The 22,933-nt window shown below is 67.5% G+C and carries 17 protein-coding genes; 9 read left to right on the forward strand and 8 right to left on the reverse strand.

Annotated elements, in window-relative coordinates; translation table 11 throughout:
- Positions 1 to 21 precede the first annotated feature (21 nt).
- From ceoB to G3N61_RS11440, 3 genes are all read left to right on the forward strand, one after another.
- Entirely contained in the window at positions 22 to 3,222 is a 3,201-nt protein-coding gene (gene ceoB, locus G3N61_RS11430) for a multidrug efflux RND transporter permease subunit CeoB (protein WP_205822430.1), read from the forward strand.
- A gap of 10 nt (positions 3,223 to 3,232) precedes the next feature.
- Positions 3,233 to 4,774: a multidrug efflux transporter outer membrane subunit OpcM gene (gene opcM / locus G3N61_RS11435; protein WP_205822431.1), complete on the forward strand. Its 1,542-nt coding sequence runs from the start codon at positions 3,233 to 3,235 to the stop codon at positions 4,772 to 4,774.
- Positions 4,775 to 5,189: 415 nt separating this feature from the next.
- On the forward strand, positions 5,190 to 6,191 hold the full coding sequence (locus tag G3N61_RS11440; protein WP_205822432.1) for an SLAC1 anion channel family protein: 1,002 nt from the start codon (positions 5,190 to 5,192) through the stop codon (positions 6,189 to 6,191).
- Between the two features lie 232 nt (positions 6,192 to 6,423).
- On the opposite strand, the gene G3N61_RS11445 is transcribed toward G3N61_RS11440, so the two are convergent.
- Positions 6,424 to 7,917 carry a M81 family metallopeptidase gene (locus G3N61_RS11445; RefSeq protein ID WP_205822433.1) on the reverse strand — a complete coding sequence of 498 codons (1,494 nt, stop codon included), beginning with the start codon at positions 7,915 to 7,917 and terminating at the stop codon, positions 6,424 to 6,426.
- A 101-nt stretch (positions 7,918 to 8,018) separates the two neighbouring features.
- Positions 8,019 to 9,323: an MFS transporter gene (locus G3N61_RS11450; RefSeq protein WP_205822434.1), complete on the reverse strand. Its 1,305-nt coding sequence runs from the start codon at positions 9,321 to 9,323 to the stop codon at positions 8,019 to 8,021.
- A 141-nt stretch (positions 9,324 to 9,464) separates the two neighbouring features.
- Here G3N61_RS11450 and G3N61_RS11455 point away from each other — a divergent pair, with 141 nt between their 5' ends.
- Positions 9,465 to 10,436 (forward strand): LysR family transcriptional regulator, encoded by a 972-nt coding sequence (locus tag G3N61_RS11455; RefSeq protein ID WP_043180910.1) that lies wholly within the window; start codon positions 9,465 to 9,467, stop codon positions 10,434 to 10,436.
- Positions 10,437 to 10,463: 27 nt separating this feature from the next.
- On the opposite strand, the gene G3N61_RS11460 is transcribed toward G3N61_RS11455, so the two are convergent.
- Positions 10,464 to 11,354, reverse strand: coding sequence for a LysR family transcriptional regulator (locus G3N61_RS11460; RefSeq protein ID WP_205822435.1), 891 nt, complete (start codon positions 11,352 to 11,354; stop codon positions 10,464 to 10,466).
- 99 nt (positions 11,355 to 11,453) lie between these two features.
- On the opposite strand from G3N61_RS11460, the gene G3N61_RS11465 reads away from it, so the two are divergent.
- Positions 11,454 to 11,897, forward strand: a complete 444-nt coding sequence (locus tag G3N61_RS11465; protein ID WP_043181473.1) for a PACE efflux transporter — start codon at positions 11,454 to 11,456, stop codon at positions 11,895 to 11,897.
- A 153-nt stretch (positions 11,898 to 12,050) separates the two neighbouring features.
- The gene (locus G3N61_RS11470; protein ID WP_205822436.1) at positions 12,051 to 12,959 is read left to right on the forward strand and encodes a hypothetical protein; all 909 of its coding nucleotides are present in this window, start codon (positions 12,051 to 12,053) and stop codon (positions 12,957 to 12,959) included.
- Positions 12,960 to 13,047: 88 nt separating this feature from the next.
- Here G3N61_RS11470 and G3N61_RS11475 read toward each other — a convergent pair whose 3' ends face one another.
- The 5 genes from G3N61_RS11475 to G3N61_RS11495 form a co-directional block, all read right to left on the reverse strand.
- Positions 13,048 to 13,899 carry an alpha/beta hydrolase gene (locus G3N61_RS11475; RefSeq protein WP_043180903.1) on the reverse strand — a complete coding sequence of 284 codons (852 nt, stop codon included), beginning with the start codon at positions 13,897 to 13,899 and terminating at the stop codon, positions 13,048 to 13,050.
- 270 nt (positions 13,900 to 14,169) lie between these two features.
- Positions 14,170 to 14,499, reverse strand: coding sequence for a DUF3579 domain-containing protein (locus G3N61_RS11480; protein WP_205822437.1), 330 nt, complete (start codon positions 14,497 to 14,499; stop codon positions 14,170 to 14,172).
- A gap of 22 nt (positions 14,500 to 14,521) precedes the next feature.
- Positions 14,522 to 15,883 (reverse strand): sigma-54 dependent transcriptional regulator, encoded by a 1,362-nt coding sequence (locus G3N61_RS11485; protein ID WP_043180901.1) that lies wholly within the window; start codon positions 15,881 to 15,883, stop codon positions 14,522 to 14,524.
- A complete protein-coding gene (locus tag G3N61_RS11490; protein WP_043180899.1) occupies positions 15,873 to 17,756 on the reverse strand; it encodes an ATP-binding protein in 1,884 nt (627 codons plus the stop codon). Before G3N61_RS11490 ends, G3N61_RS11485 begins: the two co-directional genes overlap by 11 nt.
- 127 nt (positions 17,757 to 17,883) lie before the next feature.
- Entirely contained in the window at positions 17,884 to 19,248 is a 1,365-nt protein-coding gene (locus G3N61_RS11495; RefSeq protein WP_043180896.1) for a 2-hydroxycarboxylate transporter family protein, read from the reverse strand.
- A 434-nt stretch (positions 19,249 to 19,682) separates the two neighbouring features.
- Between G3N61_RS11495 and G3N61_RS11500 the strand changes: the two genes are divergently transcribed.
- The 3 genes from G3N61_RS11500 to G3N61_RS11510 all read left to right on the forward strand — a co-directional run.
- Positions 19,683 to 20,513, forward strand: a complete 831-nt coding sequence (locus tag G3N61_RS11500) for a MetQ/NlpA family ABC transporter substrate-binding protein (protein ID WP_043180895.1) — start codon at positions 19,683 to 19,685, stop codon at positions 20,511 to 20,513.
- Between the two features lie 11 nt (positions 20,514 to 20,524).
- A complete protein-coding gene (locus tag G3N61_RS11505) occupies positions 20,525 to 21,937 on the forward strand; it encodes an LLM class flavin-dependent oxidoreductase (protein WP_205822438.1) in 1,413 nt (470 codons plus the stop codon).
- A gap of 18 nt (positions 21,938 to 21,955) precedes the next feature.
- A partial coding sequence (locus G3N61_RS11510; RefSeq protein WP_205822439.1) for an ATP-binding cassette domain-containing protein occupies positions 21,956 to 22,933 on the forward strand: 978 nt, incomplete at its 3' end.

Consider the following 22,933-nt stretch of genomic DNA (forward strand, 5'->3'; position numbering starts at 1 on the left):
TTCAACCAGACAGAGCCACACATGAACATTTCAAAATTCTTTATCGACCGGCCGATCTTTGCAGGAGTCCTATCGGTGATCATCCTGCTCGGCGGGGTGATCGCGATGTTCCTGCTGCCGATCTCCGAGTATCCGGAAGTCGTGCCGCCTTCCGTGATCGTGAAGGCGCAGTATCCGGGCGCGAACCCGAAAGTGATCGCCGAGACGGTCGCGTCGCCGCTTGAGGAGCAGATCAACGGCGTCGAGGACATGCTCTACATGCAGTCGCAGGCGAACAGCGACGGCAACATGACGATCACCGTCACGTTCAAGCTCGGCACCGATCCGGACAAGGCCACGCAGCTCGTGCAGAACCGCGTGAACCAGGCGCTGCCGCGCCTGCCGGAAGACGTGCAGCGGCTCGGCATCACGACGGTGAAGAGCTCGCCGACGCTGACGATGGTGGTCCACCTGATCTCGCCGGACAACCGCTACGACATGACCTACCTGCGCAACTACGCGCTGATCAACGTGAAGGATCGCCTGTCGCGGATCCAGGGCGTCGGCCAGGTGCAGCTGTGGGGTTCGGGCGACTACGCGATGCGCGTGTGGCTCGATCCGCAGAAGGTCGCGCAGCGCGGGCTGTCGGCCGAGGACGTCGTGCAGGCGATCCGCGAGCAGAACGTGCAGGTCGCGGCCGGCGTGATCGGCGCGTCGCCGTCGTTGCCCGGTACGCCGCTGCAATTGTCGGTGAACGCGCGCGGCCGTCTGCAGACGGAAGACGAGTTCGGCGACATCGTCGTGAAGACGACGCCGGATGGCGGCGTCACGCATCTGCGCGACATCGCGCGGATCCAGCTCGACGCATCCGAATACGGACTGCGCTCGCTGCTCGACAACAAGCCGGCCGTCGCGATGGCGATCAACCAGTCGCCGGGCGCGAACTCGCTGCAGATCTCGGACGAAGTGCGCAAGACGATGGCCGAGCTGAAGCAGGACATGCCGGCGGGTATCGACTACAAGATCGTCTATGACCCGACGCAGTTCGTGCGGTCGTCGATCAAGGCCGTCGTCCACACGCTGCTCGAAGCGATCGCGCTGGTCGTGATCGTCGTGATCGTGTTCCTGCAGACCTGGCGCGCATCGATCATTCCGCTGATCGCGGTGCCGGTGTCGATCGTCGGTACCTTCTCGCTGCTGCTCGCGTTCGGGTATTCGATCAACGCGTTGTCGCTGTTCGGGATGGTGCTCGCGATCGGGATCGTGGTCGACGATGCGATCGTGGTGGTCGAGAACGTCGAGCGCAACATCGAGAGCGGGATGAACGCACGGGCGGCCACCTACAAGGCGATGCAGGAAGTGAGCGGGCCGATCATCGCGATCGCGCTGACGCTCGTCGCCGTGTTCGTGCCGCTCGCGTTCATGTCGGGCCTGACCGGCCAGTTCTACAAGCAGTTCGCGATGACCATCGCGATCTCGACGGTGATCTCGGCGTTCAACTCGCTGACGCTGTCGCCGGCGCTGTCCGCGATCCTGCTGAAAGGGCATGGCGACAAGGAGGACTGGCTCACGCGCGTGATGAACCGCGTGCTCGGCGGGTTCTTCCGCGGCTTCAACAAGGTGTTCCATCGCGGCGCGGAGAACTATGGCCGCGGCGTGCGCGGCGTGCTGTCGCGCAAGACGGTGATGCTCGGCGTGTACCTCGTGCTGGTGGGCGCGACCGTGCTCGTGTCGAAGGTCGTGCCGGGCGGCTTCGTGCCCGCGCAGGACAAGGAATACCTGATCGCGTTCGCGCAGCTGCCGAACGGCGCGTCGCTCGACCGCACCGAGAAGGTGATCCGCGACATGGGTTCGATCGCGCTGAAGCAGCCGGGCGTCGAGAGCGCGGTGGCGTTCCCCGGGCTGTCGGTGAACGGCTTCACGAACAGCTCGAGCGCGGGCATCGTGTTCGTCACGCTGAAGCCGTTCTCGGAGCGGCACGGCAAGGCACTGTCGGCCGGCGCGATCGCGGGTGCGCTGAACCAGAAGTACGGCGCGATGAAGGACTCGTTCGTCGCGGTGTTCCCGCCGCCGCCGGTGCTCGGCCTCGGTACGCTCGGCGGCTTCAAGATGCAGGTCGAGGATCGCGGCGCGGTCGGCTATGCGCGGCTCGCGGATGCGACCAACGAATTCATCAAGCGCGCGCAGCAGGCGCCTGAACTCGGCCCGTTGTTCACGAGCTACCAGATCAACGTGCCGCAGCTCAACGTCGATCTCGATCGCGTGAAGGCGAAGCAGCTCGGCGTGCCGGTGACCGACGTGTTCAACACGATGCAGGTGTATCTCGGCTCGCTGTACGTGAACGACTTCAACCGTTTCGGGCGCGTGTACCAGGTGCGCGTGCAGGCCGATGCGCCGTTCCGCCAGCGCGCGGACGACATCCTGCAGTTGAAGACGCGCAACGACAAGGGCGAGATGGTGCCGCTGTCGTCGCTCGTCACGGTGACGCCGACGTTCGGCCCGGAAATGGTCGTGCGCTACAACGGCTATACGGCGGCCGACATCAACGGCGGCCCGGCGCCGGGCTTCTCGTCGGGTCAGGCGCAGGCCGCGATCGAGCGCATCGCGCATGAAACGCTGCCGCGCGGCGTGCGGTTCGAGTGGACCGACCTCACGTACCAGCAGATTCTTGCAGGCGATTCGGCGATGTACGTGTTCCCGATCAGCGTGCTGCTCGTGTTCCTCGTGCTCGCGGCGCTGTATGAAAGCCTGACGCTGCCGCTCGCGGTGATCCTGATCGTGCCGATGAGCATTCTGTCGGCGCTGACGGGTGTGTGGCTCACGCAGGGCGACAACAACATCTTCACGCAGATCGGCTTGATGGTGCTGGTGGGGTTGTCGGCGAAGAACGCGATCCTGATCGTCGAATTCGCGCGTGAACTCGAACACGACGGCAGGACGCCGCTCGAGGCCGCGATCGAGGCAAGCCGGCTGCGTCTGCGCCCGATCTTGATGACGTCGATCGCGTTCATCATGGGGGTGGTGCCGCTCGTCACGTCGACGGGGGCCGGTGCGGAAATGCGCCATGCGATGGGGGTCGCGGTGTTCTTCGGGATGCTCGGCGTGACGCTGTTCGGGCTGATGCTGACGCCGGTGTTCTACGTCGTACTGCGCACGCTCGCAGGCGGCAAGATCCACGTCGCCGGGAAGGACTCGACCGGCTACGGTGTGCCGTCCCAAGGCGTGCCGGCTTCGGATGCTTGAGGACCAGAAGATGAATAACTTGCACAACACGAATGGCCTGATGCGCTTCGCGAAGGTGGCGGCCGCGAGCACCCTGCTCGCAACGCTGCTCGCCGCGTGCGCGGTGGGCCCCGACTACAAGCGCCCGGATGCGCCGACGCCCGCCGCGTTCAAGGAAGCGCCGACGCTCGCTGCCGGCGAACAGGCCGGCACGTGGAAGACGGCCGAGCCGGCGGACGGCGCGCATCGCGGCGAATGGTGGACAGTGTTCGGCGACCCGGTGCTCAATTCGCTCGAGACGCAGGCGCTCGCCGCGAACCAGAACCTGAAGGCCGCGGCCGCGCGGGTCGAGGTAGCGCGCGCGGCGACGCGTTCGGCGCGCTCGCAATGGTTCCCGCAGATCGGCGCCGGCTTCGGGCCGACGCGCGAAGGGCTGTCGTCGGCGTCGCAGTTCCAGCCGCAGGGCACGGGCCCGACCAATGCGACGCTGTGGCGCGCGCAGGGCACGGTGTCGTACGAAGCCGACCTGTTCGGCCGCGTCGGCCGCAACGTCGAGGCGTCGCGTGCCGACCAGGCGCAGAGCGAAGCGCTGTTCCGTTCGGTGCAGCTCGCGCTGCAGGCGGACGTCGCGCAGAACTACTTCGAACTGCGCCAGCTCGATTCCGACCAGGATCTGTACCGCCGCACGGTGGAGCTGCGCGAGCAGGCACTGAAGCTCGTGCAGCGCCGCTTCAACGAAGGCGACATCAGCGAGCTCGACGTGTCGCGCGCGAAGAACGAGCTGGCGACCGCGCAGGCCGATGCGGTCGGCGTCGCGCGCCGGCGTGCAGCGTCCGAGCATGCGCTCGCGATCCTGCTCGGCAAGGCGCCCGCGGATTTCGCGTTCAAGGAAACGCCGATCGTGCCGGTGGCGGTGAAGGTGCCGCCGGGCCTGCCGTCCGCGCTGCTTGAACGCCGCCCGGACGTGTCGGCGGCCGAACGTGCGATGGCGGCCGCGAACGCGCGGATCGGCCTCGCGAAGTCCGCGTACTTCCCGAAGCTCGACATCACGGGGGCGTTCGGCTATGAAGCGTCGACGCTCGGCAGCCTGTTCATGTGGTCGAGTCGCACGTTCCTGCTCGGGCCGTTCGCGGGCACCGCGCTGACGCTGCCGCTGTTCGACGGCGGGCGTCGTGCGGCCGGCGTGCAGCAGGCGCGTGCGCAGTACGACGAGCAGGTCGCGAACTACCGGCAGCAGGTGCTCGTCGCGTTCCGCGAGGTCGAAGACAATCTCGCCGACCTGCGCCTGCTCGACGATCAGATCCGCGCGCAGGATGCGGCTGTCAACGCGTCGCGGCGCGCGGCGACGTTGTCGCGCACGCAGTATCAGGAAGGCGAGGTTGCCTATCTCGACGTGATCGACAGCGAGCGCTCGGTGCTGCAGTCGCAGTTGCAGTCGAACCAACTGACCGGCGCGCAGGCGGTGTCGACCGTGAACCTGATCCGCGCGTTGGGCGGTGGATGGGGCGCGGCGCCGGCGGCTGCCGCGGTCGGCGATGCGACGACGGGCAAGGCGGAGGTCGCTGCGCGTTGACGATTCGACGCGCATGACGGCCCGTGTCCGGCCGCCGCTGCCAGCGCGGCCAGAACAACCCCGATCCGTGGCGACGCGGATCGGGGTTTTTTATCGTTCCGGACGTCGCGTCGGACCGGTCGCGCCGACGGTCATGTCGATATCTCTCATCGGGCTGCGCTGACGCGGCCCGTCGTCATCGCGCATCCATGAGACGAATTCGCTAAATATCAAGACGGAATAGCGCAAAAGATATCGACGCGCTGCGCATACTAGCGACTCCGTCACGACCGCCGCTCAAGGACATCATGCCGAACCGGAACACGTGTCGCGTTAGCCGAATGATTCGCGCCATGACTTGTTTCGCGCGTGCCTGGGATGCGGTTGCCGCGCCTGACGCGCAAGCCGAGTCGATCGTTTTTTCCGGGAGAACACGATGATGACCGTCGTCCCCACATCCACCGCCGTGGATTCGGGCAGTACGCTCGCCCATTTGCCCATCGCCCTCTTCGGTTCGGTGATGGGGCTGACCGGACTGGCCGTCGCCTGGCGGTTCGCACAGGTTCAATTCGGCGCGCCATCGTGGGTGGCCCAGGTGGTCGGCACGATCGCACTGGCTGCATTCGTGGCGCTCGCAGTCGCCTATCTTGCGAAGCTGGCGACTCATCCCGACCGGGTGCGCGCGGAATTCGCGCATCCGATCGCAGGCAACATGTTCGGCACGCCGATGATCAGTCTTCTGTTGATCCCGCTGTTGCTGGCGGACAAGCATCTGCTGCTGGCGCGTGTTCTCTGGTGTATCGGCGCCGCGGGCATGACGCTGCTCGCGTGGTGGATGGTCATGCGCTGGATCAGCGTACGACAGCAACCCGAACATGCCACGCCGGCCTGGATCGTTCCCGTCGTCGGCATGCTCGATATTCCGCTGGCTGCACCCGCGCTGGGCTGGGCGCACGGCATGCACGGATTGATGGCATTCGGGACCGCGGTCGGCCTGTTTTTCGCGGTGCCGTTGTTCACGATGATCGTGTCGCGCCTGATGTTCGCCGAGCCCTTTCCCGATGCGATGCGGCCATCGCTCCTGATCCTGTGCGCGCCATTTGCGGTCGGATTTTCGGCCTACGTGGCCACCACGGGCGTGATCGACGATTTCGCCACGGGCCTCTACATGGTGATGCTTTTCGTGCTGGCCGTGCTCGTCACACGCCTGTGGCATCTGGGCCGTTGCTGCCCGTTTCGCGTGTCGTGGTGGGCCGTCAGTTTTCCGCTGGCGGCGTCTGCTGTGGCGGCGCTGAAATATGCGGGCTTCGCGCAACACCCGTCGGCGGATGCCATTGCTGCCGTGCTGCTCGGATTGGCCAGTCTCGTGATCGCGGCCCTGTTCCTGCGCACCGCCTGGGGCATTGCGCGTGGAGAGTTGCGGACACTGAGCACGTGAATGTATCGGTGGGGGAGGCGGGTAAGGGGGCATTGCAATGCCCCGTTGATGGCGTGATGTCGTCCATCACCATGTTGCAACTAACGGTCAATCCGGGCCGGCACCTTCCAACGGTGCGGACGGCGTCCCGCCGCCCGCACCGATCCGGCATCGCAGCCAGCAGGACTCGGGACGGAACGGGGTCTTTGACTGCGGTGCCGAATATGCTTCAGGCGGTGCGGATACGCATGCGTCACGCGCCCGCGAACGCGTCGCCCATCGGCCTCGTTCGGATGCCGCGCGCGAGCCGCGTCCACGGCAGGTCGGCCGGGTCGGCCTGCATCGGTCCCGGCGCCTTCGCGATCAGGATGGCGTGCGCGATGCCCTGGAAGTCGGCGCGGAAATGCACCGAACTTTTGTTGACGAGGATTTTCATCGCTTCCGGCTCGATGCCGCCCACGCGGTACAGGTTGCGATCGAGCATCTGCGCCTTGCCGCCGCTGACGACGATCCGCACGCCGTCGATCCTCAGGCACGCGACCGGCCCGACGTCGGCCAGCATGCCGTTCATCATCGGCCCGTCGTAGCGGCACACGCCGTCCGATACCGCGACGACCTCGAAGTGTCCGCGAAACGGCTCGTCGCCGGGTACGCCGGAGCCGCCGAGCGACAGTTCGATGCGCGCGCCGACACCGGCCCGCGCCGCCGCCGCGGCTGCGGCCGGATCCCACAGCAGGCCGAGCGCCGCGTCTTGCGCGCCGTTGCGCAGCAACGCGCGCAGCAGGCCCGTCGTGTTGGAATCGCCACCTGCCCCCGGGTTGTCCTGCGTGTCGGCGATCACGACCGGCCGGCTCGCGCCTTCCGCGAGCCGCATGGCTTCACGCACCGCGTCGTCAGGCGACAGGAACGGGACTTGCCACTGCGCTTCGTCGGCCAGCATCTTGTCGTACAGCGCCTGCACGGCCGCGTCGACTGCGTCGGCGTCGCCATAGCCCCAGATGACCGGCCCGCACTCGGGGAAATCCGCTGCCGGAAAACCCGGCGCGAACGACAGCGATGCGACGCCGTCCGTCTCCAGCGCCGCGAGGCGCGCGTACATCTCGCGCGCGGGATCGAGCAGCGTGCACATTCCGTTGATCGGGATCAGGAACGGCAGCCGCCGCGCGGCGCGGCGTAGCGGGGCGCCGCCGGCGAGGAGGCGTTCGAGCAGCACGGCCGTGCGTTCGCCGGTCTCGGCCATGTCCACGTGCGGGTACGTGCGATAGGCGACCAGCGCGTCGGCATGGCTCAGCATCCGGTCGGTGACGTTCGCGTGCAGGTCCAGCGACGCGATCACCGGCACGGCCGGGCCGACCGCGTCGCGTACGCGTTCGAGCAGCGTTCCTTCGCCGTCGTCGGTATGCTCGGCGACCATCGCGCCGTGCAGGTCGAGATACACCGCATCGAAGTCGCCGCGCCGCGCCGCGTCGACGATCTCGCCGGCGATCCGTTCGAATGCATCCTCGGTGACATGCGCCGACGGGCTCGCGCCCGCCCAGATCACCGGCTGCAACGCCCAGCCGCGCCGCTCCGCCGCGTTGATGAAGCCTCCCGCCGGGATGTTGACGTTGCGCAGCGCGAGCACGTCCGCGCCGCGTGCCATGGCCGGAAAGCCTTCGCCGCGTTCGAAGTTCGCATAGGCGGCCCGCGTGGGGGCGAAGGTGTTGGTTTCGTGCTGGAAACCGGCGATCAGGATGCGTGTGGTCATGAGACTGATTCCAGGAAAACGGTCGGTGCAGGCGACGCGCACCTGCCGGCAGGGCCGGCGGTACGGCGCCGCACGAGGTCGATGGGGCGAGGCGACGTGGATCAGTGCGTCGCGTCGGGGAGGCGGTTCATGATCAGCGTCACGGCGCCGGCGATCATCAAGGCGACGATCACCAGCAGCCCGGCCTGCATGCTGCCGGTTGCGGTGCGGATCTCGCCGATGACGGTCGGGCTGAGGAAGCCGCCGATCAGGCCGATCGTGTTGATGAGCGCGATGCCGCCGGCGGCCGCGTTGCCGGTCAGGTATTGCGACGGGATCGCCCAGAACACGGTATAGGCCGCCCACGTCAGCGCCGTCGCGATCGTCATGCAGACGAGCGAGATCGCGAGGTTGCCGTCGGAGAAGGTCGCGGCGGCCAGCGCGGCCGCGGCGACCAGCGCCGACACCGCGCTGTGCAGCCGGCGTTCGCCGCGTCGATCCGAGCGTCGGCCGATCACGAGCATCGCGCCCGCGGCCGCGATATACGGAATCATCGAGTAGAAGCCGATCTGCATCGTGTCGGTCACGCCGTTCGCCTTGAGGATCGACGGCAGCCAGAAGCTGACCGCGTAGATCCCGCAGATCATCGTGAAGTAGGCGAACGCCAGCAGGTAGACGCGCGGGTCGCGCGCCGCCTGCCCGAACGCATGGTGGCCGGCCGCAGGCGTGTGCAGCTCGGACGCGAGCAGGCTTTTTTCGCGGTCGGTCAGCCACGCCGCATCGTCGGGCCGGTCGGCCAGCACCTTGAGGACGAAGAGGCCGAGCAACGCGCACGGCAGGCCTTCGACGACGAACATCCATTGCCAGCCGGCCAGACCGTGTGCGCCGTCGAAGGCGGTCATCAGCCAGGTCGACAGCGGCGAGCCGACGATGCCGCCGATCGGGCCGGCGAGCATCACGACCGCCATCACGCCGGCCATGCGCCGCGTGCTGTACCAGTACGTCAGGTAGAAGATCATCCCCGGCGCGAAGCCGGCCTCGAACACGCCGAGCAGGAAGCGCAGCACGTAGAACGAGGTTTCGTCGCGCACGAACATCATGGCGGCCGACGTCAGGCCCCATAGCACCATGATCCGGCTGATGGTCTTGCGGGCGCCGATCCTGGGCAGCAGCAGGTTGCTCGGAATCTCGAACAGCACGTAGCCGAGAAAGAAGATGCCGGCACCGAGGCCGTACGCGGCGTCGGAGAAGCCGAGCGCGCTCTGCATGTGCAGCTTCGCGAAGCCGATGTTCACCCGGTCCAGATAGGCGAACGTGTAGCACAGCAGCAGGAGCGGCAGCAGGCGCCAGTTCAGCTTGCGATACAGGGCCTGCACGGGGGCGCTGTCCTGGGCCGCCGGATGGCGGAAGGAGGAAACGGCGGACATATCTGTCTCCGGTGACGTGGGCGACTTGCAACAGGGATCTCGGTTGCTGCATCGTCGGAGAGACGAAAAAGCAGAGCAAGAGCAACTTCCATGAGCTAATGTTGCTCGACAGGCAACACAAGGCGACGAACCGGAATCCCCATGCGCGAACTGAACCAGCGCCGCTTGCGCTACTTTCATGAAGTCCTGACCCACGGCTCGATCCGCGGTGCAGCCGACAGCATCAACACCGCGCCATCGGTGATCACGCGGCAGATCCGGTTGCTCGAGGAGGAAATCGGCGTCGAACTGTTCGAGCGCCAGGCGCGCGGCGTGCGGCCGACCGAGGCTGCCGCGCATCTGCTCGAATACTGGCGCGGTTGCCGCTCGCAGCAGGAACTGTTCGAGGAGCGGTTGCAGGCGCTGCGGCGGCTGCAGTCCGGCCAGGTGCGCATCGTGACCAGCGAAGGCTATGTCGACGTGCTGATGGACGAGGTGCTGACCGATTTCTGCATGCGCTATCCGAAGCTCGACGTGATCGTCGACGTGCTGCCCGTCAACAACGTGCTGCAGGAGGTGGCCGAGAGCCGCGCGCATATCGGGCTGGCGTACAACCCGCCCGCGCATCCGGAGATCCGGTATCTCGCGACGTCGTCGCAGCCGGTGGTGGCGCTCGTCCACGCGGGCCATCCGTTCGCGGTACGCGGCGGCGCGGTGCGTGCGCACGAGCTCGGCGCGTATCCGCTCGCGCTGATGCCGCCGGCCTTTGGCCTCGGTCAGGTTGCGCAGATGCTCGCCTATACGGAGAACCTGCCGATCCGCCCGACGCTGACGACCAACTCGCTTGCGGTGCTGCGTCATTTCGTCAAGCGCCATGAAGGGGTCACGCTGATCGGCGCGTTTGCGGCTTATCGCGAGCTGGAGAGCGGCGAACTCGTCGCGCTGCCGATCGAGCATCCGTTGTTCGATTCCGCGAAGGCGCGCCTGCTGGTGAAGATGGGGCGGCCGCTCGGCGTGGCGGCCGACACGTTGCTGAACTGCTTGCTGCACGACATGAAGATGTTCGCGACGGCGGATGGCGCCGGCCGGAACAAGGCGGCGACGCGGAAGCGGGCGGCCCGGCGCGCTCGATAGCGCGTGCCGGGCCGCCGCATGCAACGATCAGGTGGCGTCGCGGCCCGCCCGCAGCGCGCGAAGCAGTTCGCTCGCCGCCTTGCCGAGCCCCGTGTGTTTCGGCCGCCGCAGGTACACGGGCAGCGGCAGCCCGTTGCGGATGTTGGCGAACACGAGCGGCGCGAGTTCGCCGTCGGCGACGTATCGGCCGATCACGGATTCCGGCAGGTTCGCCCAGCCGTGTCCGGCTTTCACGAGCGCGATCGCGGTGGCCATGTCGGTCACCTTCCACGAGCGGTTGCCGATCAACGGCCGCACGTCGGTCAGCGGCCGCTCCGGATCGGCGATCACGATCTGCCGGAATCCGGACAGCCGCTCGATCGCCTCGGGCTGCGCGCATTCGGCGATGGCCGGATGGCTCGGCGCGGCGACCGCGACGAGTGTTTCCGTCCACAGCGCGTGGATCTGCTCCTGCGGATGCAGGTCGAGCCCGCAGTACGCCACACAGAGATCGATGGCAGTGCGATGCAGCGCGTCGACGATCGCGTCCTGCGGCGCCGTGACGACGCTGATGGCGAGCGCCGGATACTTCGCGGCGACCGCCATCAGCGCACGGGCGACGGGCGCCGGGTCGATTTCGGCCGCGACGCCGAGCCGCAGCGTGTCTTCGACGCCTTCCGACAGGTGCTGTGCGTGTGCGCGCAACACCTGCAACTGCCCGGCGATCGACCGCGCGTCGGGCAGCAGCGCGGCCATCGCGGCGGTCGGCGTCGGTTCGCGGGTGGCACGGTCGAACAGCACGAGGTCGAGTTCGGCCTCGAGGTTCGCGATCGCCATGCTGATCGCCGACGGCGTGCGGCCGAGCGCCCGCGCGGCCGCGGAAAACGAGCCTTTGTCGATGACGGTCAGCAGCATGTCGATGTGGTCGCTGGTCAGCATGCGCGGGTCTCCTGTCAGAAAAATTGAAAGGACCTGACTTTTGCGGACGCACTACCCGCTGATAGTCTCGCCACCTTGTTCGATAGAAGGTGGATGGTCATGCAAGGGTTGAAGAGACGCATAGTCTACGTCGTGATGTTCGAGGTGCTCGGCATCCTGATCGCATCGTCGGTGCTCGGCATGCTGAGCGGCGCGAGCGTGGCGACGAGCGGCTTGATGGGGGTGATGATCTCGACGACGGGCGTCACCGTCAATTTCCTGTACAACCTCGCGTTCGAGGCGTGGGAGCGCAAGCGCGCGGCGACGACGCGCACGGTCGGGCGCCGCGTGCTGCATGCGATCGGCTTCCAGGTTGCGCTCGTGACGTTCCTGATCCCGCTGATCGCATGGTGGCTCGACGTGTCGCTGCTGCAGGCGTTCCTGTACGACGCGGTGCTGATCGTGTTCTTCCCGATCTTCACGTTCGCGTACAACTGGGCGTTCGACAGCGTGTTCGGGCTGCCGGATGCGGTCACGCGCAAGGCGGAGCCGGCGGTCTGGTAAGCGACGGCGCGGCGCGTCCGCAGGCAGCCGCTACAATCGCGCAAAGCATCGTTCGGGCGTGCGGGCCGCATGCCCGACGGTATTCCGTCGCGATTCATGCGCCCGAGCGGGCCGTTCAAACCGATGAGCATTCGAAAGACGTCGATATCCTGCGTGGCGTGGCTTGCCGGCGCATTCATCGTTGCCTCGTCCGCGCGGGCGGAAGGGCCGAGGGGGCTGCCGCGCAGCGAACAGGCCGATAACGGTTACGCCTCGACGCAATTGCTGCTCAAGCCGTGCGTCGACGTGCGCAAGCTGAGCGACGACCCGGATGACGATCTGTTGAAGGCCGCCGCCGCCGCGCGTGCCGCGCTGCCGCCCGGTACCTGCGACAACGCCGCATTGGCGGAGAAGGTGTTCACCGCGCGGTTTCTCCAGTACGCGACGCTTGCCGTGGTGGACGACCCGTGGAATATCGACGAGAAGATCGATGCGCAGAACCGGGCAATCGGGCGCTGCACGGACACGCGATGTCTCGATCGCGAACTGGATGCCGTGATCGATGCGCTGTCGCCGTTGTACCTGCATGCGCATCCCGTGTGGCCGCGCGGCAACGGCCTGTGCACGAGCGCTCCGGTCGATGCGCGTGCCGATCGCGCGCTGGCACCGCTCGGCACACGTGTACGCAAAGCACTTGCCCGCGAATGCGGCGACGAAGCAGTGACCGCGCAAACCTGCGAGGGTCCGCACGGCAAGATGCTGTTCGTGAGCTGCGAGATGAGCGGGAACCAGGTCAACGCGCAGCAATGGCTGTACCGTGCGCGCAAGCGCGGATTCGAACCGCTGCTGGGCGTCGAAGACGGCCCGGTCGGCGTGCTCGACACCACCTGCAACGGGTGGCCCGACCTCAAGACGCTGGCCCGAATCAGCATGGGTGAGCATCAGGCGACGTATTACCGCTACGACGGCGGCACGTACCAGCCCGTCTACTCATACACCGAAACGGGTGTCGGCAGCGACGGCGACGGCCGCGACCTGGTCGTTGCGCAGGGCGGGCCGTCCGTCCGCGTGACCTGCCGATAACGGCCAGACGAAGCGGCGATGCGGCGTGTATCCGCATCGTCGTTGAACAGCGAGGAGAACGGGCGGCGCAGAAGCCGCCCGGGTGCGCTTACGCGGCGATGAACTCGTGCACGTAACGGTTGAACACGGCGGGGCTCGCCGCGTTCATCCCGTGCGATGCGCCGGCGACGGTCTGCCGTTGCGCGTTGCCGATCCACTGCGACAGCGTATCGACGTTGTTGCGGAACATCTTCGGGCTGCGCTGGCCGTCGATCAGCAGCGTGCGGCATGCGATGTCGCCGGCCGTGTGCTGCGAGTACGCGGGCAGCGGGTCGCGCAACTGCTTCGGCAGCGTGCTCGCGTTGTCGATCGCCATCGTGCGGAAACGCGACGTGCTCTTCTTCCATGCACCCGGCAGGCTCACGGAATCGACGAACATCTCGAGGCCCGATTCGACGTCGCCTTGTCCGATCAGGTTCACGGCCTGCGTGCGCAGCGCGATTGCGGCGGCCGGCAGCGCGGCTTCGCGCACGCCCGGCTGTTGCAGCGGGCCGCCCGGATCGGCGAGCGTCAGCGACTCGACGAGGTGCGGATGCTGGCGTGCGACGTTGAACGCGACGCTGCCGCCGCGCGAGTGGCCGACCAGGTGCACGGGGCCGAGATCGAGCGCGTCGATGAATTCGGCGAGCTCGTTGACGTGGTTCTGCCAGCCGAACTCGTCCTGGATGCCCGCTTCGACGGCCGGCCAGTAATGGCTGAGGCTCGGCGCGATGCAGCGGTAGTGGGCCGACAGCGAGGCGAGCTGCGGATCCCAGTAGCGGTAGTCGCACAGCGAGCCGTGCACGAACACCATCGGCGCGCCGCTGCCCCGCTCGACATACGGCAGGCTGATGCCTGACGAAAGCGTCGCAAATTGCAGGTCGGGGTTCGCGAGCACGGACGGCTCGATTCGCATGTTCATCTGAAAGACTCAAAGGTGCGTCAACACGACGCAACTATGCATCACGGCGACCTGCAAGGAAAACGCATAATTTTCATCGTCACGATCAATTTTATTGATGGCTCGGCCGCAAACCCTTGTCGGAGGGGGAAGGGTGTCGATGCTTTCAATCGTCTAACGATTGACCGTGGTGCCGGAATGGCCGGAAAAGGGGCGTGCGGGGGCCTGCGCACCGGCGCATCGCACCTTTGGAAAACGGGAAGGTCGCGAGCCGCGAAAGCGGCCCGCGTGTCAGCGCACCGCCAGGGTGGGCGCGGTCTGAAGCTCGACGGGGAGGTCGTTGTCGGCCGCAAACTGCATTGCGAAATCGAATGCGTCCGCGCACACGGTGCGCAATTCGTCCGACACGAACAGGCATTTGGCGCCGCCGTCGACGACGGGCATCGCGAGCCGCGACAGCGCGCACGGATAGCCGGGCCGCCGTTCGCCGACGAACAGCGTGATGACGCCCGCGAGGCGCTCGGGCCAGTCGCTCGGGCGGAAGGTTTTCTGCGCGCGCGTGACGCCGCGGATCAGGTGGCCGGCGAGGCGGCCCTGTTCGGTGACTTCGATGCGATCCATGCTGTGCGTGTCCTCGTTCGCGTCATTCGCCGCCATCGGCCGCCGCGTCGCCGCGCGCGGGAATCCGCAGGTTGCGCAGCTTGTGATAGAGCGTTTTCTTCGGCATCCCGAGCGCTTCGCTCGCGTCCGCGACGTTGCCGTTGTGACGCTGCAGCATGTCCTCGATCAGCATCCGTTCGAAATACGCGAGCTGTTCCGCGAGCGTGCCGCCCGCGGCCGGCGTGCCGCCGGACGACAGCAGGCTGTCGCCGGTCAGCCCGAGCACGAAGCGGTCGGCCACGTTCTGCAGCTCGCGCACGTTGCCGGGCCATGCGTGCGTCATCAGTTCGGACACCTGCGCAGCGGTGACGACCGGCGCCGGCTGCCCGAAGCGGCGCGCGGCCGCGAGCACGAAATGCTCGAACAGCAGCGGCACGTCCTCGCGCCGCTCGCGCAGCGGCGGCAGTTCGATCTGCGCAACGTTGAGGCGATACAGCAAGTCCGCGCGAAAGCGGCCGTCGGCCGCGAGCTCGGCGAGATCGGCCTTCGATGCGGCAACCACGCGGCAGTCGACCGGAATCAGCTCGTTCGCGCCGAGCCGCTCGACCACGCGCTCCTGCAGCACGCGCAGCATCTTGATCTGCAGCTGAATCGGCATCGTCTCAATCTCGTCGAGGAACAGCGTGCCGCCGTCCGCCCATTCGATCTTGCCGATGCGCTTCTTGATCGCGCCGGTGAACGCGCCGGCTTCATGCCCGAACAACTCGCTCTCGAAGACCTGCTCCGGCAGGCCGCCGCAGTTCAGCGCGACGAAATGCGCATCGCGCCGGCCGCCGAAGTCGTGCAGGCTGCGCGCGATCAGTTCCTTGCCGGTGCCCGTTTCGCCGGTGATCAGCACCGACACCGACGTATCGGCGAGGCGCAGGATCTTCTTGCGCACGTCGGCCATCGCGGGCGACTTGCCGAGCACGAACGCCTCGATGCCCTGCCAGTTGTTCAGCGCCGCGCGCAGCCCCTGCACCTCGAGCGTCAGGCGGCGCTTCTCGACCGCGCGCGCGACGCGCCCCGCGATCACGTCCGACGAGAACGGCTTCTCGATGAAGTCGTACGCGCCGACCTGCATCGCGCCGACGGCCGTCGAGATATCGGCATGGCCGCTGATCAGCACGACCGGGATCTGCGCATCGATCGCCATCACGCGATCGAGCAACTGCAGCCCGTCGATGCCCGGCATCCGCACGTCCGACACGATCACGACCGGCGCGCCGGGCGCGACGTGATGCAGCGCGTCGGCGGCCGACGCGAACGCATCGACCGCGAAGCCGGCAAGCGCCACCGCCTGCTCGACGCCGATCCGGACGTTTTCATCGTCCTCGACCACCAGCACCCGAATCTCATCTTCCATGCTCTGTCCTTTGCAGCGTGGCCGCCGCGAATTCGATACTGAACTGCGCGCCGCCTTCGTCGCGGTTCGTCGCGGCGATCTTCGCGCCGAACGCCTCGACGATGCGCGACGTGATCGCGAGGCCGAGCCCGAGGCCCTGGCCGCGCGGCTTGGTCGTGACGAACGGCTCGAACAGGTGCGCCAGCACCTCGGGCGCGATGCCCGCGCCGCTGTCGGCGACAGTGAAGCGCACGCGGCCGGCTTCGTCCGGCCCGGTGGCTTCGACGACGATGCGGCGCACGGGCGCGTCATGCACCGCGTCGAGCGCGTTGCCGAGCAGGTTCACGATCACCTGCTGCAACTGGCTCGATTCGGCCGATACGGCGGTGCCGGGCGCGATGTTCACGTCGAGCTGCACGCCTTCGTCGCGGATCCGCGCATCGTAGATGAGCCGCGCATGCGCGACGGCTTCGTTCAGCGACACCGCGACGCGCTCGACGTCGGGCTTGCGCGCGAAGGTCTTCAGCTCGCCGGTGAGCACGGCCATGCTGTCGACGAGCTTGCCGATCCGTTCGAGATTGGCGAGCGCCGGCGCCGGCTGGCCGCGCTCGAAGAACGTGCGCGCGTTGTCGCACAGCGTGCGGATCGCGACGAGCGGCTGGTTCAGCTCGTGCGTGAGGCCGGCGGCCATCTGCCCGAGCACCGCGAGCTTGCCCGCGTGCACGACTTCCTGCTGGGACGCGCGCAGCCGCTGCTCGGTGCGCTCGCGCTCGACGATCTCGCGCTGCATCCGTTCGTTTGCGGCCGTCAGCGCGGCCGTACGCTGAGCGACGGTCAGCTCGAGCTGGTCGTTCGCCCGGCGCAGCGCGTCCTGCGCGTTCAGCCGCGCGACGATCGCCCGGCGGCGCTGGATCGCGTAGCCGGCCAGCAGTGCGGCGATCAGGAACGCGCCGGTGACGAACACGAAGGCCGTCTGCTGCTGGCGCCGCGCGCCCGCGATGTCGAGCAGCACCATCAGCGAATCGCCGGCCTGCGGCGCGGGGCGCGACATCACGAGATAGCGCGTGGTGCGGCCGCTGTGGCGCGTATCGGGGAAGGTGCCGAACCATGCGGCCGCGCTGCGGTCGCCGATGCGGCGGTACGGCAGCGCGTCGACCGTGCGGCCCGCGTATTGCCGCGACGCCTGGATGTCGCGCTGCTGCTGCGCGGTGATCGGGCGCAGCGCGGTGAATTTCCACGCGGGTTCGGTCGAGATCACGACCACGCCGTTGCTGTCGACGACCATCGCGGCGACACCCGGCGCGCGCCACGCCGATTCGAGCGGATCGACGCTGATCTTCACGGCGGCCACGCCGATCGGCACGCCGTCGTCGCGCACCGCGCTGGCGAAGTAGACGCCCGGCACGCCGGTGTTGGTGCCGATGCCGAAGAAGCGGCCGCTGCCGCGCGCGAGCGCGTCCTTGAAATACGGCCGGTACGACACGTTGGTGCCGACGAAGCTGAGCGTCTCGTTCCAGTTGCTGGCGGCGATCACGTCGCCTTGCAGGTCGATCACGTCGACCGCGCCGCTGCCCGCGTCGCGGTTCACCGCTTCGAGGTACGTATCGACCGTGTGCACGAGCCTGGGGGCGTCCTGCGGCGCGGCTTTCAGCATCGCGCGCACGCCGTCCTGCCGCGCGACCAGGCCGGGCAGGATCTCGAAGCGGCCGAGTTCGCTCTTCAGGCTCGACGCATATAGGTCGAGCCGGTGCGCGCCGGTTTCCTCGAGCGCGTCGATCGCGCGTTCCCACGCGAAATCGACGGCCGCGGCCGCGACGCACACATACAGCACGCCGGCCGAGGCCCAGCCCCACCACGGGATTCCCTTGAAGCTCTTCTGCACGTTCGCCCTCATCGAAGCCCGCAACCGGCCGCACGGCGTGATGCCCGGAACGACGCCCTGAACGACGCGCGCCGCGCGCCGGCAGAGCCGGCGGCGGCGCGTGCGAAGCGGCCTGCGCGACGGTGCGCGCGGCGGCGCGTCATCCGAAGTGGGCGATCAGGATCAGCGTGACCGTGACGACGATCGCGCCGCCGATCCGCGTCGCGATCTGCGCGAACGGCATCAGCTGCATCCGGTTCGCGGCGGTCAGGATCGCGACGTCGCCGGTGCCGCCTTGCCCGCTGTGGCAGGCGTTCACGATTGCGGTGTCGATAGGGTACATCTTCATCAGGCGGCCGACCACGAAACCGGTGCCCATCAGCGTCGCGACGGTCGACACGATCGTGACGACGTTGACGACAGTAAATGCGGCGGTCAGCTTGTCCCACGGCGTCATCGCGACGCCGATCGCGAACAGCAGCGGATACGTGACGGCGGTCGAGAAGAACTTGTAGACCACGAACGCGCCTTCCTGCAGCGGCGGCGACACCGCGCGCGCGAGCTTCACGAGCACCGCGAGGAACAGCATCGCGACCGGCGCGGGCAGGCCGAACAGCTTGTGCGCCATCAGGCCGACCAGGTACAGCGTGATGGCCGTGATGCCGGCGCCCGCGATGTGCGAGACGTCGACGTGGCCGCGGATTTCCTCGTTCTCGGGCGTCATGTCGCCCGATTCGCCGACCTGCAGGCGGCCGTTGCCGGTCAGGTGCGGGAAGCGCTTGCCGAGCATGTCGAGCGCGCCCGACAGGATGATCGCGGTCAGGCTGCCGAGCATCACCGGCGGCAGCACCATCGCGAACATCTCGCCCTGCGGCAGGTGCATCAGTTCCGAATAGCCGATCGACAGCGGAATCGCGCCTTCGCCGACGCCGCCCGCCATGATCGGCACGACGATGTACAGCAGCGTGTGGCGCGCGCCGAGGCCGAGCGCGGTGCCGACCGCCGTGCCGACGATCGCGGCTGCGACCGAGCCGGCCGCGAGCGGGATGAAGATCTTCACGAAGCCCTGGATCAGCACGCGGCGATCCATGCTCAGGATGCTGCCGACGATGATCGACGCGATGAACAGGTACAGGAAGTTGGTCGACTTCGTGAATTCGATGGTGACGTTCAGCACCGGCTTCGGCAGCACGTGGTAGTACGTGAGCGCCGACGGCACGAAGGTCGCGAAGATCGCGGCCGCGCCGATGTTGCGCAAGAGCGGCAGGCGCTTGCCGAGTTCGGCACAGGTGAAGCCGAAGAACGCGAGCACCGCGATCGCCATCGAGATCTCGCCGGGCACCTTGCCGGTCACCGAGAAGCCGACGATCAGCGCGAGCAGGATGAAATAGACGGGCAGCGGGATGATGCCGATGCGGATTTCCATCAGTTTCCACCAGCCTTCCGGCCAGAAGCGCTCGCGCGGCGCGGCGACGGCGTCGGAAACCGGCTCCGGATGGGACGGGGTTTGGATAGAGGTCTGCAAGACGTGTCTCCTGATGTTGGTATGCCTGCATGGCTTCGCGGCATCGTGTGCCGTCTATTACGCAACCCCCGTGCCAGAAATCCGGCCTGCCCGAATATTTTTAATTCATTGATTTATAAGGAATTTGTTTCGTCTGCGGAAAGGGTGATCCGATCGGCTGGCCGAGATTTCGGAATTCGCCCGGCGCCCAGGCCGAGATTTCGGCCTGGCGGCCGGCCGCGTGCCCGGTCAGGCCCCCGATCCGGCGTGGCCGCCCGCCATATCGCCGCGCGCGATTTTCTTCGCACAATCGCTTCGTAGACCGTCCCCGCGCCGCTCTCTATCATCGGCTGATCCTTTTCCGACGCGCTTGACCCTTGTCCGGAGAACGCCCGTGCGTTCGCCGCGGCGTCGCTCATCCGTCGATACCGTCTTTGGACAGGAGAGTGGTTTCCATGCTGCATGCCGTTTTTTCCACCCGTGTCTCCGCCGGCCGCTTCGCGCGCCTGCTGGCCGCCGCCCTGCTGGGCGTCGTGCTGCTCAATGGCGCGCAGGCCGACACCGCGCCGCTGAAGGTCGGCATCGCGACGAGCCCGCAGATCGATGCGCTGAAGATCGCCGCGAAGGAGGCGAAAGCGCAGGGGCTCGACGTGAAGATCATCGAGTTCACCGACTGGAATACGCCGAACGCGGCGCTCGCGAACAAGGACATCGACGTCAATTACTTCCAGCACATCCCGTTTCTCGAGAACGCGAAGAAGCAGGGCGGCTACGACTTCGTCGCGATCGCGCCCGGCACGATCATGAAGATCGGCCTCTATTCGAAGAAGGTGAAAAGCTTCAGCGAACTGAAGGACGGCGCGAAGGTCGCGATCGCGAACGATCCGGTCAACGGCGGGCGCGGGCTGTTGCTGCTGCAGCGCGCGGGCCTCATCAAGCTCACGCCCGGCGCCGACTATCGCGCGACGACGCGCGACATCGTGGCCAATCCGAAGCACCTGAAGATCATCCCGCTCGAGGCGTCGCAGCTCGCACGCTCGCTCGACGACGTCGATCTCGCGCAGGGCTATCCGAGCTTCATCAAGCTCGCCGGCACGACCGACCCGAACAGCGCGCTGCTGTTCGACGGCACCGAGAACAAGAATTTCGCGGTGCAGTGGGTCGTGCGGCCCGACAGCGTGAACGACCCGCGCATCCGCAAGTTCATCGCGATCTACCAGCATTCGCCGGCCGTGCGCAAGGCGCTCGACAACGCGTTCGGCTCGCTGTACGCGATCGCGTGGTGACGGAGGCGACCATGACGACGGCGAACCGCAAGAAGATCCTGCTCAACGCATTCAACATGAACTGCGTCGGGCACATCAATCACGGGCTGTGGACCCATCCGCGCGACCGCTCCGCGCACTACACCGATCTCGACTACTGGGCCGACCTCGCGAAGACGCTCGAACGCGGCAAGTTCGACGGGATCTTCCTCGCGGACATCGTCGGCGTGTACGACGTGTTCGGCGGCGGCCCCGATGCCGCGCTGCGCGAATCGGTGCAGGTGCCCGTCAACGATCCGCTGCTGCTGGTGCCCGCGATGGCGCAGGTCACGCGGCACCTCGGCTTCGGCGTGACCGCGAACCTGACCTACGAACCGCCTTACCTGTTCGCACGCCGCATGTCGACGCTCGATCACCTGACGAAAGGGCGCGTGGGCTGGAATATCGTCACCGGCTATCTCGACAGCGCCGCGCGCGGGATGGGCCTCGCGCAGCAGATCGGCCACGACGACCGCTACGAACGCGCGGACGACTACATGGACGTCGTCTACAAGCTGTGGGAGCAGAGCTGGGACGACGACGCGGTGATCCGCGACGCGCAGGCGCGCGTGTTCGCACAGCCGGGCAAGGTGCGGCGCGTGAAGCACGACGGGCCGTTCTATTCGATCGACGCGATTCATCTGAGCGAGCCGTCGCTGCAGCGCACGCCGGTGCTGTACCAGGCCGGTTCGTCCGCACGCGGCGTCGAGTTCGCGGGGCGGCATGCGGAATGCGTGTTCGTGAACGGGCAAAGCAAGGCCGCGGCGCGCGCGGCGGCGCTCGACATCCGCGCGGCCGCTGCACGGCAGGGACGCGACCCGGCGTCGATCCGGATCTTCGCGGGCGTGAGCGTCGTGACGGCCGAGACGGAACTTCTCGCACGCGAGAAATTCGACGAATACCGGCGCTACGCGAGCCCCGAAGCCGGCCTCGCGCATTTCGCGAGCTCGACCGGGATCGACTTCGCGAAGTACGGCCTCGACGAGCCGATCTCGTATGTGAAGACCGATTCGATCCAGTCGGCGGTCGACGCGATCTCGCGCAAGAGCACGACCGGCACGTGGACCGTGCGGCGGATGCTCGAACAGATGTCGCTCGGTGGCCGCTATGCGCCGATCGTCGGCTCGCCGTCGCAGGTCGCGGACGAGCTGCAGTCGTGGATCGACGAGACCGGCATCGACGGTTTCAACCTGACGCGCACCGTGATGCCCGAGTCGTTCGAGGATTTCGTCGACTGGGTCGTGCCCGAACTGCAGAACCGCGGCGTCTACAAGGAAGACTACGATCCGGCGCCGACGCTGCGCGAGAAGCTGTTCGGCGCCGGCCCGCGGCTGCCCGCGTGGCATACGGGCGCGCAGCACCGGCCGGCTGCCGTGTCCGAACCCGCGCATCCCGCGCATGCCTGAACGTGACGGAGCGAAGCGATGACGCAATTGTTCGATACGCTGGGTTTCATCGACGCCTCGGCCGCGCGTGCCGGCGCCGCTGCCGCGACATATGACGAAGCGGCCGGGGTGGCCGGCTCGGCCAGCGCTGCCGCCGTGTCGCTGGAGCACGTCGGCAAGGTGTTCGCGACGCCGCGCGGCCAGGCCGCCGCGTTGCGCGACGTGACGCTCGACGTGCGGCGCGGCGAGGTATTCGGGATCATCGGCCGCAGCGGCGCCGGGAAGTCGACGCTGTTGCGGCTCGTGAACGGGCTCGAACGGCCGAGCTCGGGCCGCGTGCGCGTGCAGGGCGTCGACGTCGGCGCGCTCGACGAGGACGGCCTCGTCGCGCTGCGGCGTCGCACCGGCATGGTGTTCCAGCATTTCAACCTGCTGTCCGCGAAGACGGTGTTCGAGAACGTCGCGCTGCCGCTGAAGATCGCCGGCGTGCCTAAGGCCGAGCGTGTGCGCAAGGTCGAGGCGCTGCTCGAACTCGTCGGGCTTGCCGCGAAGCGCGATGCGTATCCGGCCAGCCTGTCGGGCGGGCAGAAGCAGCGCGTCGGCATTGCCCGCGCGCTGGTGCACGATCCTGAGGTGCTGCTGTGCGACGAGGCGACCTCGGCGCTCGATCCGGAGACGACGCAGTCGATCCTCGCGCTGCTCGCCGACATCAACCGGCGCCTCGGGCTGACGATCGTGCTGATCACGCACGAGATGGAAGTGATCCGCGCGGTGTGCGACACGGTCGCGGTGATCGAACAGGGCGAAGTCGTCGAAACGGGCCCCGTGTGGCGCGTGTTCGGCAATCCGCGCCACGGCGCGACGCGCGCGCTGCTCAGCACGCTCGTGCACGACCTGCCGGCCGAACTGGCCGCGCGCGTGCAGCCGTTGCCCGAGCAGGCCGCGTTGCCCGACGGCGCGCAGGTCGTGCTCGACGTCCGCTATACGGGCGAGAGCGGCGGCGAGCCGGATGTCGGC

The sequence above is a fragment of the Burkholderia sp. Ac-20349 genome, from assembly GCF_017104865.1.
GTDB lineage: Bacteria > Pseudomonadota > Gammaproteobacteria > Burkholderiales > Burkholderiaceae > Burkholderia > Burkholderia aenigmatica.

What these genes read in the sequence shown, in the direction of transcription:
- ceoB (WP_205822430.1), top strand. Translation starts at nt 22, where the DNA reads ATGAACATTTCAAAATTCTTTATCGACCGGCCGATCTTTGCAGGAGTC.
- opcM (WP_205822431.1), top strand. Translation starts at nt 3,233, where the DNA reads ATGAATAACTTGCACAACACGAATGGCCTGATGCGCTTCGCGAAGGTG.
- G3N61_RS11440 (WP_205822432.1), top strand. Translation starts at nt 5,190, where the DNA reads ATGATGACCGTCGTCCCCACATCCACCGCCGTGGATTCGGGCAGTACG.
- G3N61_RS11445 (WP_205822433.1), bottom strand. Translation starts at nt 7,917, where the DNA reads ATGACCACACGCATCCTGATCGCCGGTTTCCAGCACGAAACCAACACC.
- G3N61_RS11450 (WP_205822434.1), bottom strand. Translation starts at nt 9,323, where the DNA reads ATGTCCGCCGTTTCCTCCTTCCGCCATCCGGCGGCCCAGGACAGCGCC.
- G3N61_RS11455 (WP_043180910.1), top strand. Translation starts at nt 9,465, where the DNA reads ATGCGCGAACTGAACCAGCGCCGCTTGCGCTACTTTCATGAAGTCCTG.
- G3N61_RS11460 (WP_205822435.1), bottom strand. Translation starts at nt 11,354, where the DNA reads ATGCTGACCAGCGACCACATCGACATGCTGCTGACCGTCATCGACAAA.
- G3N61_RS11465 (WP_043181473.1), top strand. Translation starts at nt 11,454, where the DNA reads ATGCAAGGGTTGAAGAGACGCATAGTCTACGTCGTGATGTTCGAGGTG.
- G3N61_RS11475 (WP_043180903.1), bottom strand. Translation starts at nt 13,899, where the DNA reads ATGAACATGCGAATCGAGCCGTCCGTGCTCGCGAACCCCGACCTGCAA.
- G3N61_RS11480 (WP_205822437.1), bottom strand. Translation starts at nt 14,499, where the DNA reads ATGGATCGCATCGAAGTCACCGAACAGGGCCGCCTCGCCGGCCACCTG.
- G3N61_RS11485 (WP_043180901.1), bottom strand. Translation starts at nt 15,883, where the DNA reads ATGGAAGATGAGATTCGGGTGCTGGTGGTCGAGGACGATGAAAACGTC.
- G3N61_RS11490 (WP_043180899.1), bottom strand. Translation starts at nt 17,756, where the DNA reads ATGAGGGCGAACGTGCAGAAGAGCTTCAAGGGAATCCCGTGGTGGGGC.
- G3N61_RS11500 (WP_043180895.1), top strand. Translation starts at nt 19,683, where the DNA reads ATGCTGCATGCCGTTTTTTCCACCCGTGTCTCCGCCGGCCGCTTCGCG.
- G3N61_RS11505 (WP_205822438.1), top strand. Translation starts at nt 20,525, where the DNA reads ATGACGACGGCGAACCGCAAGAAGATCCTGCTCAACGCATTCAACATG.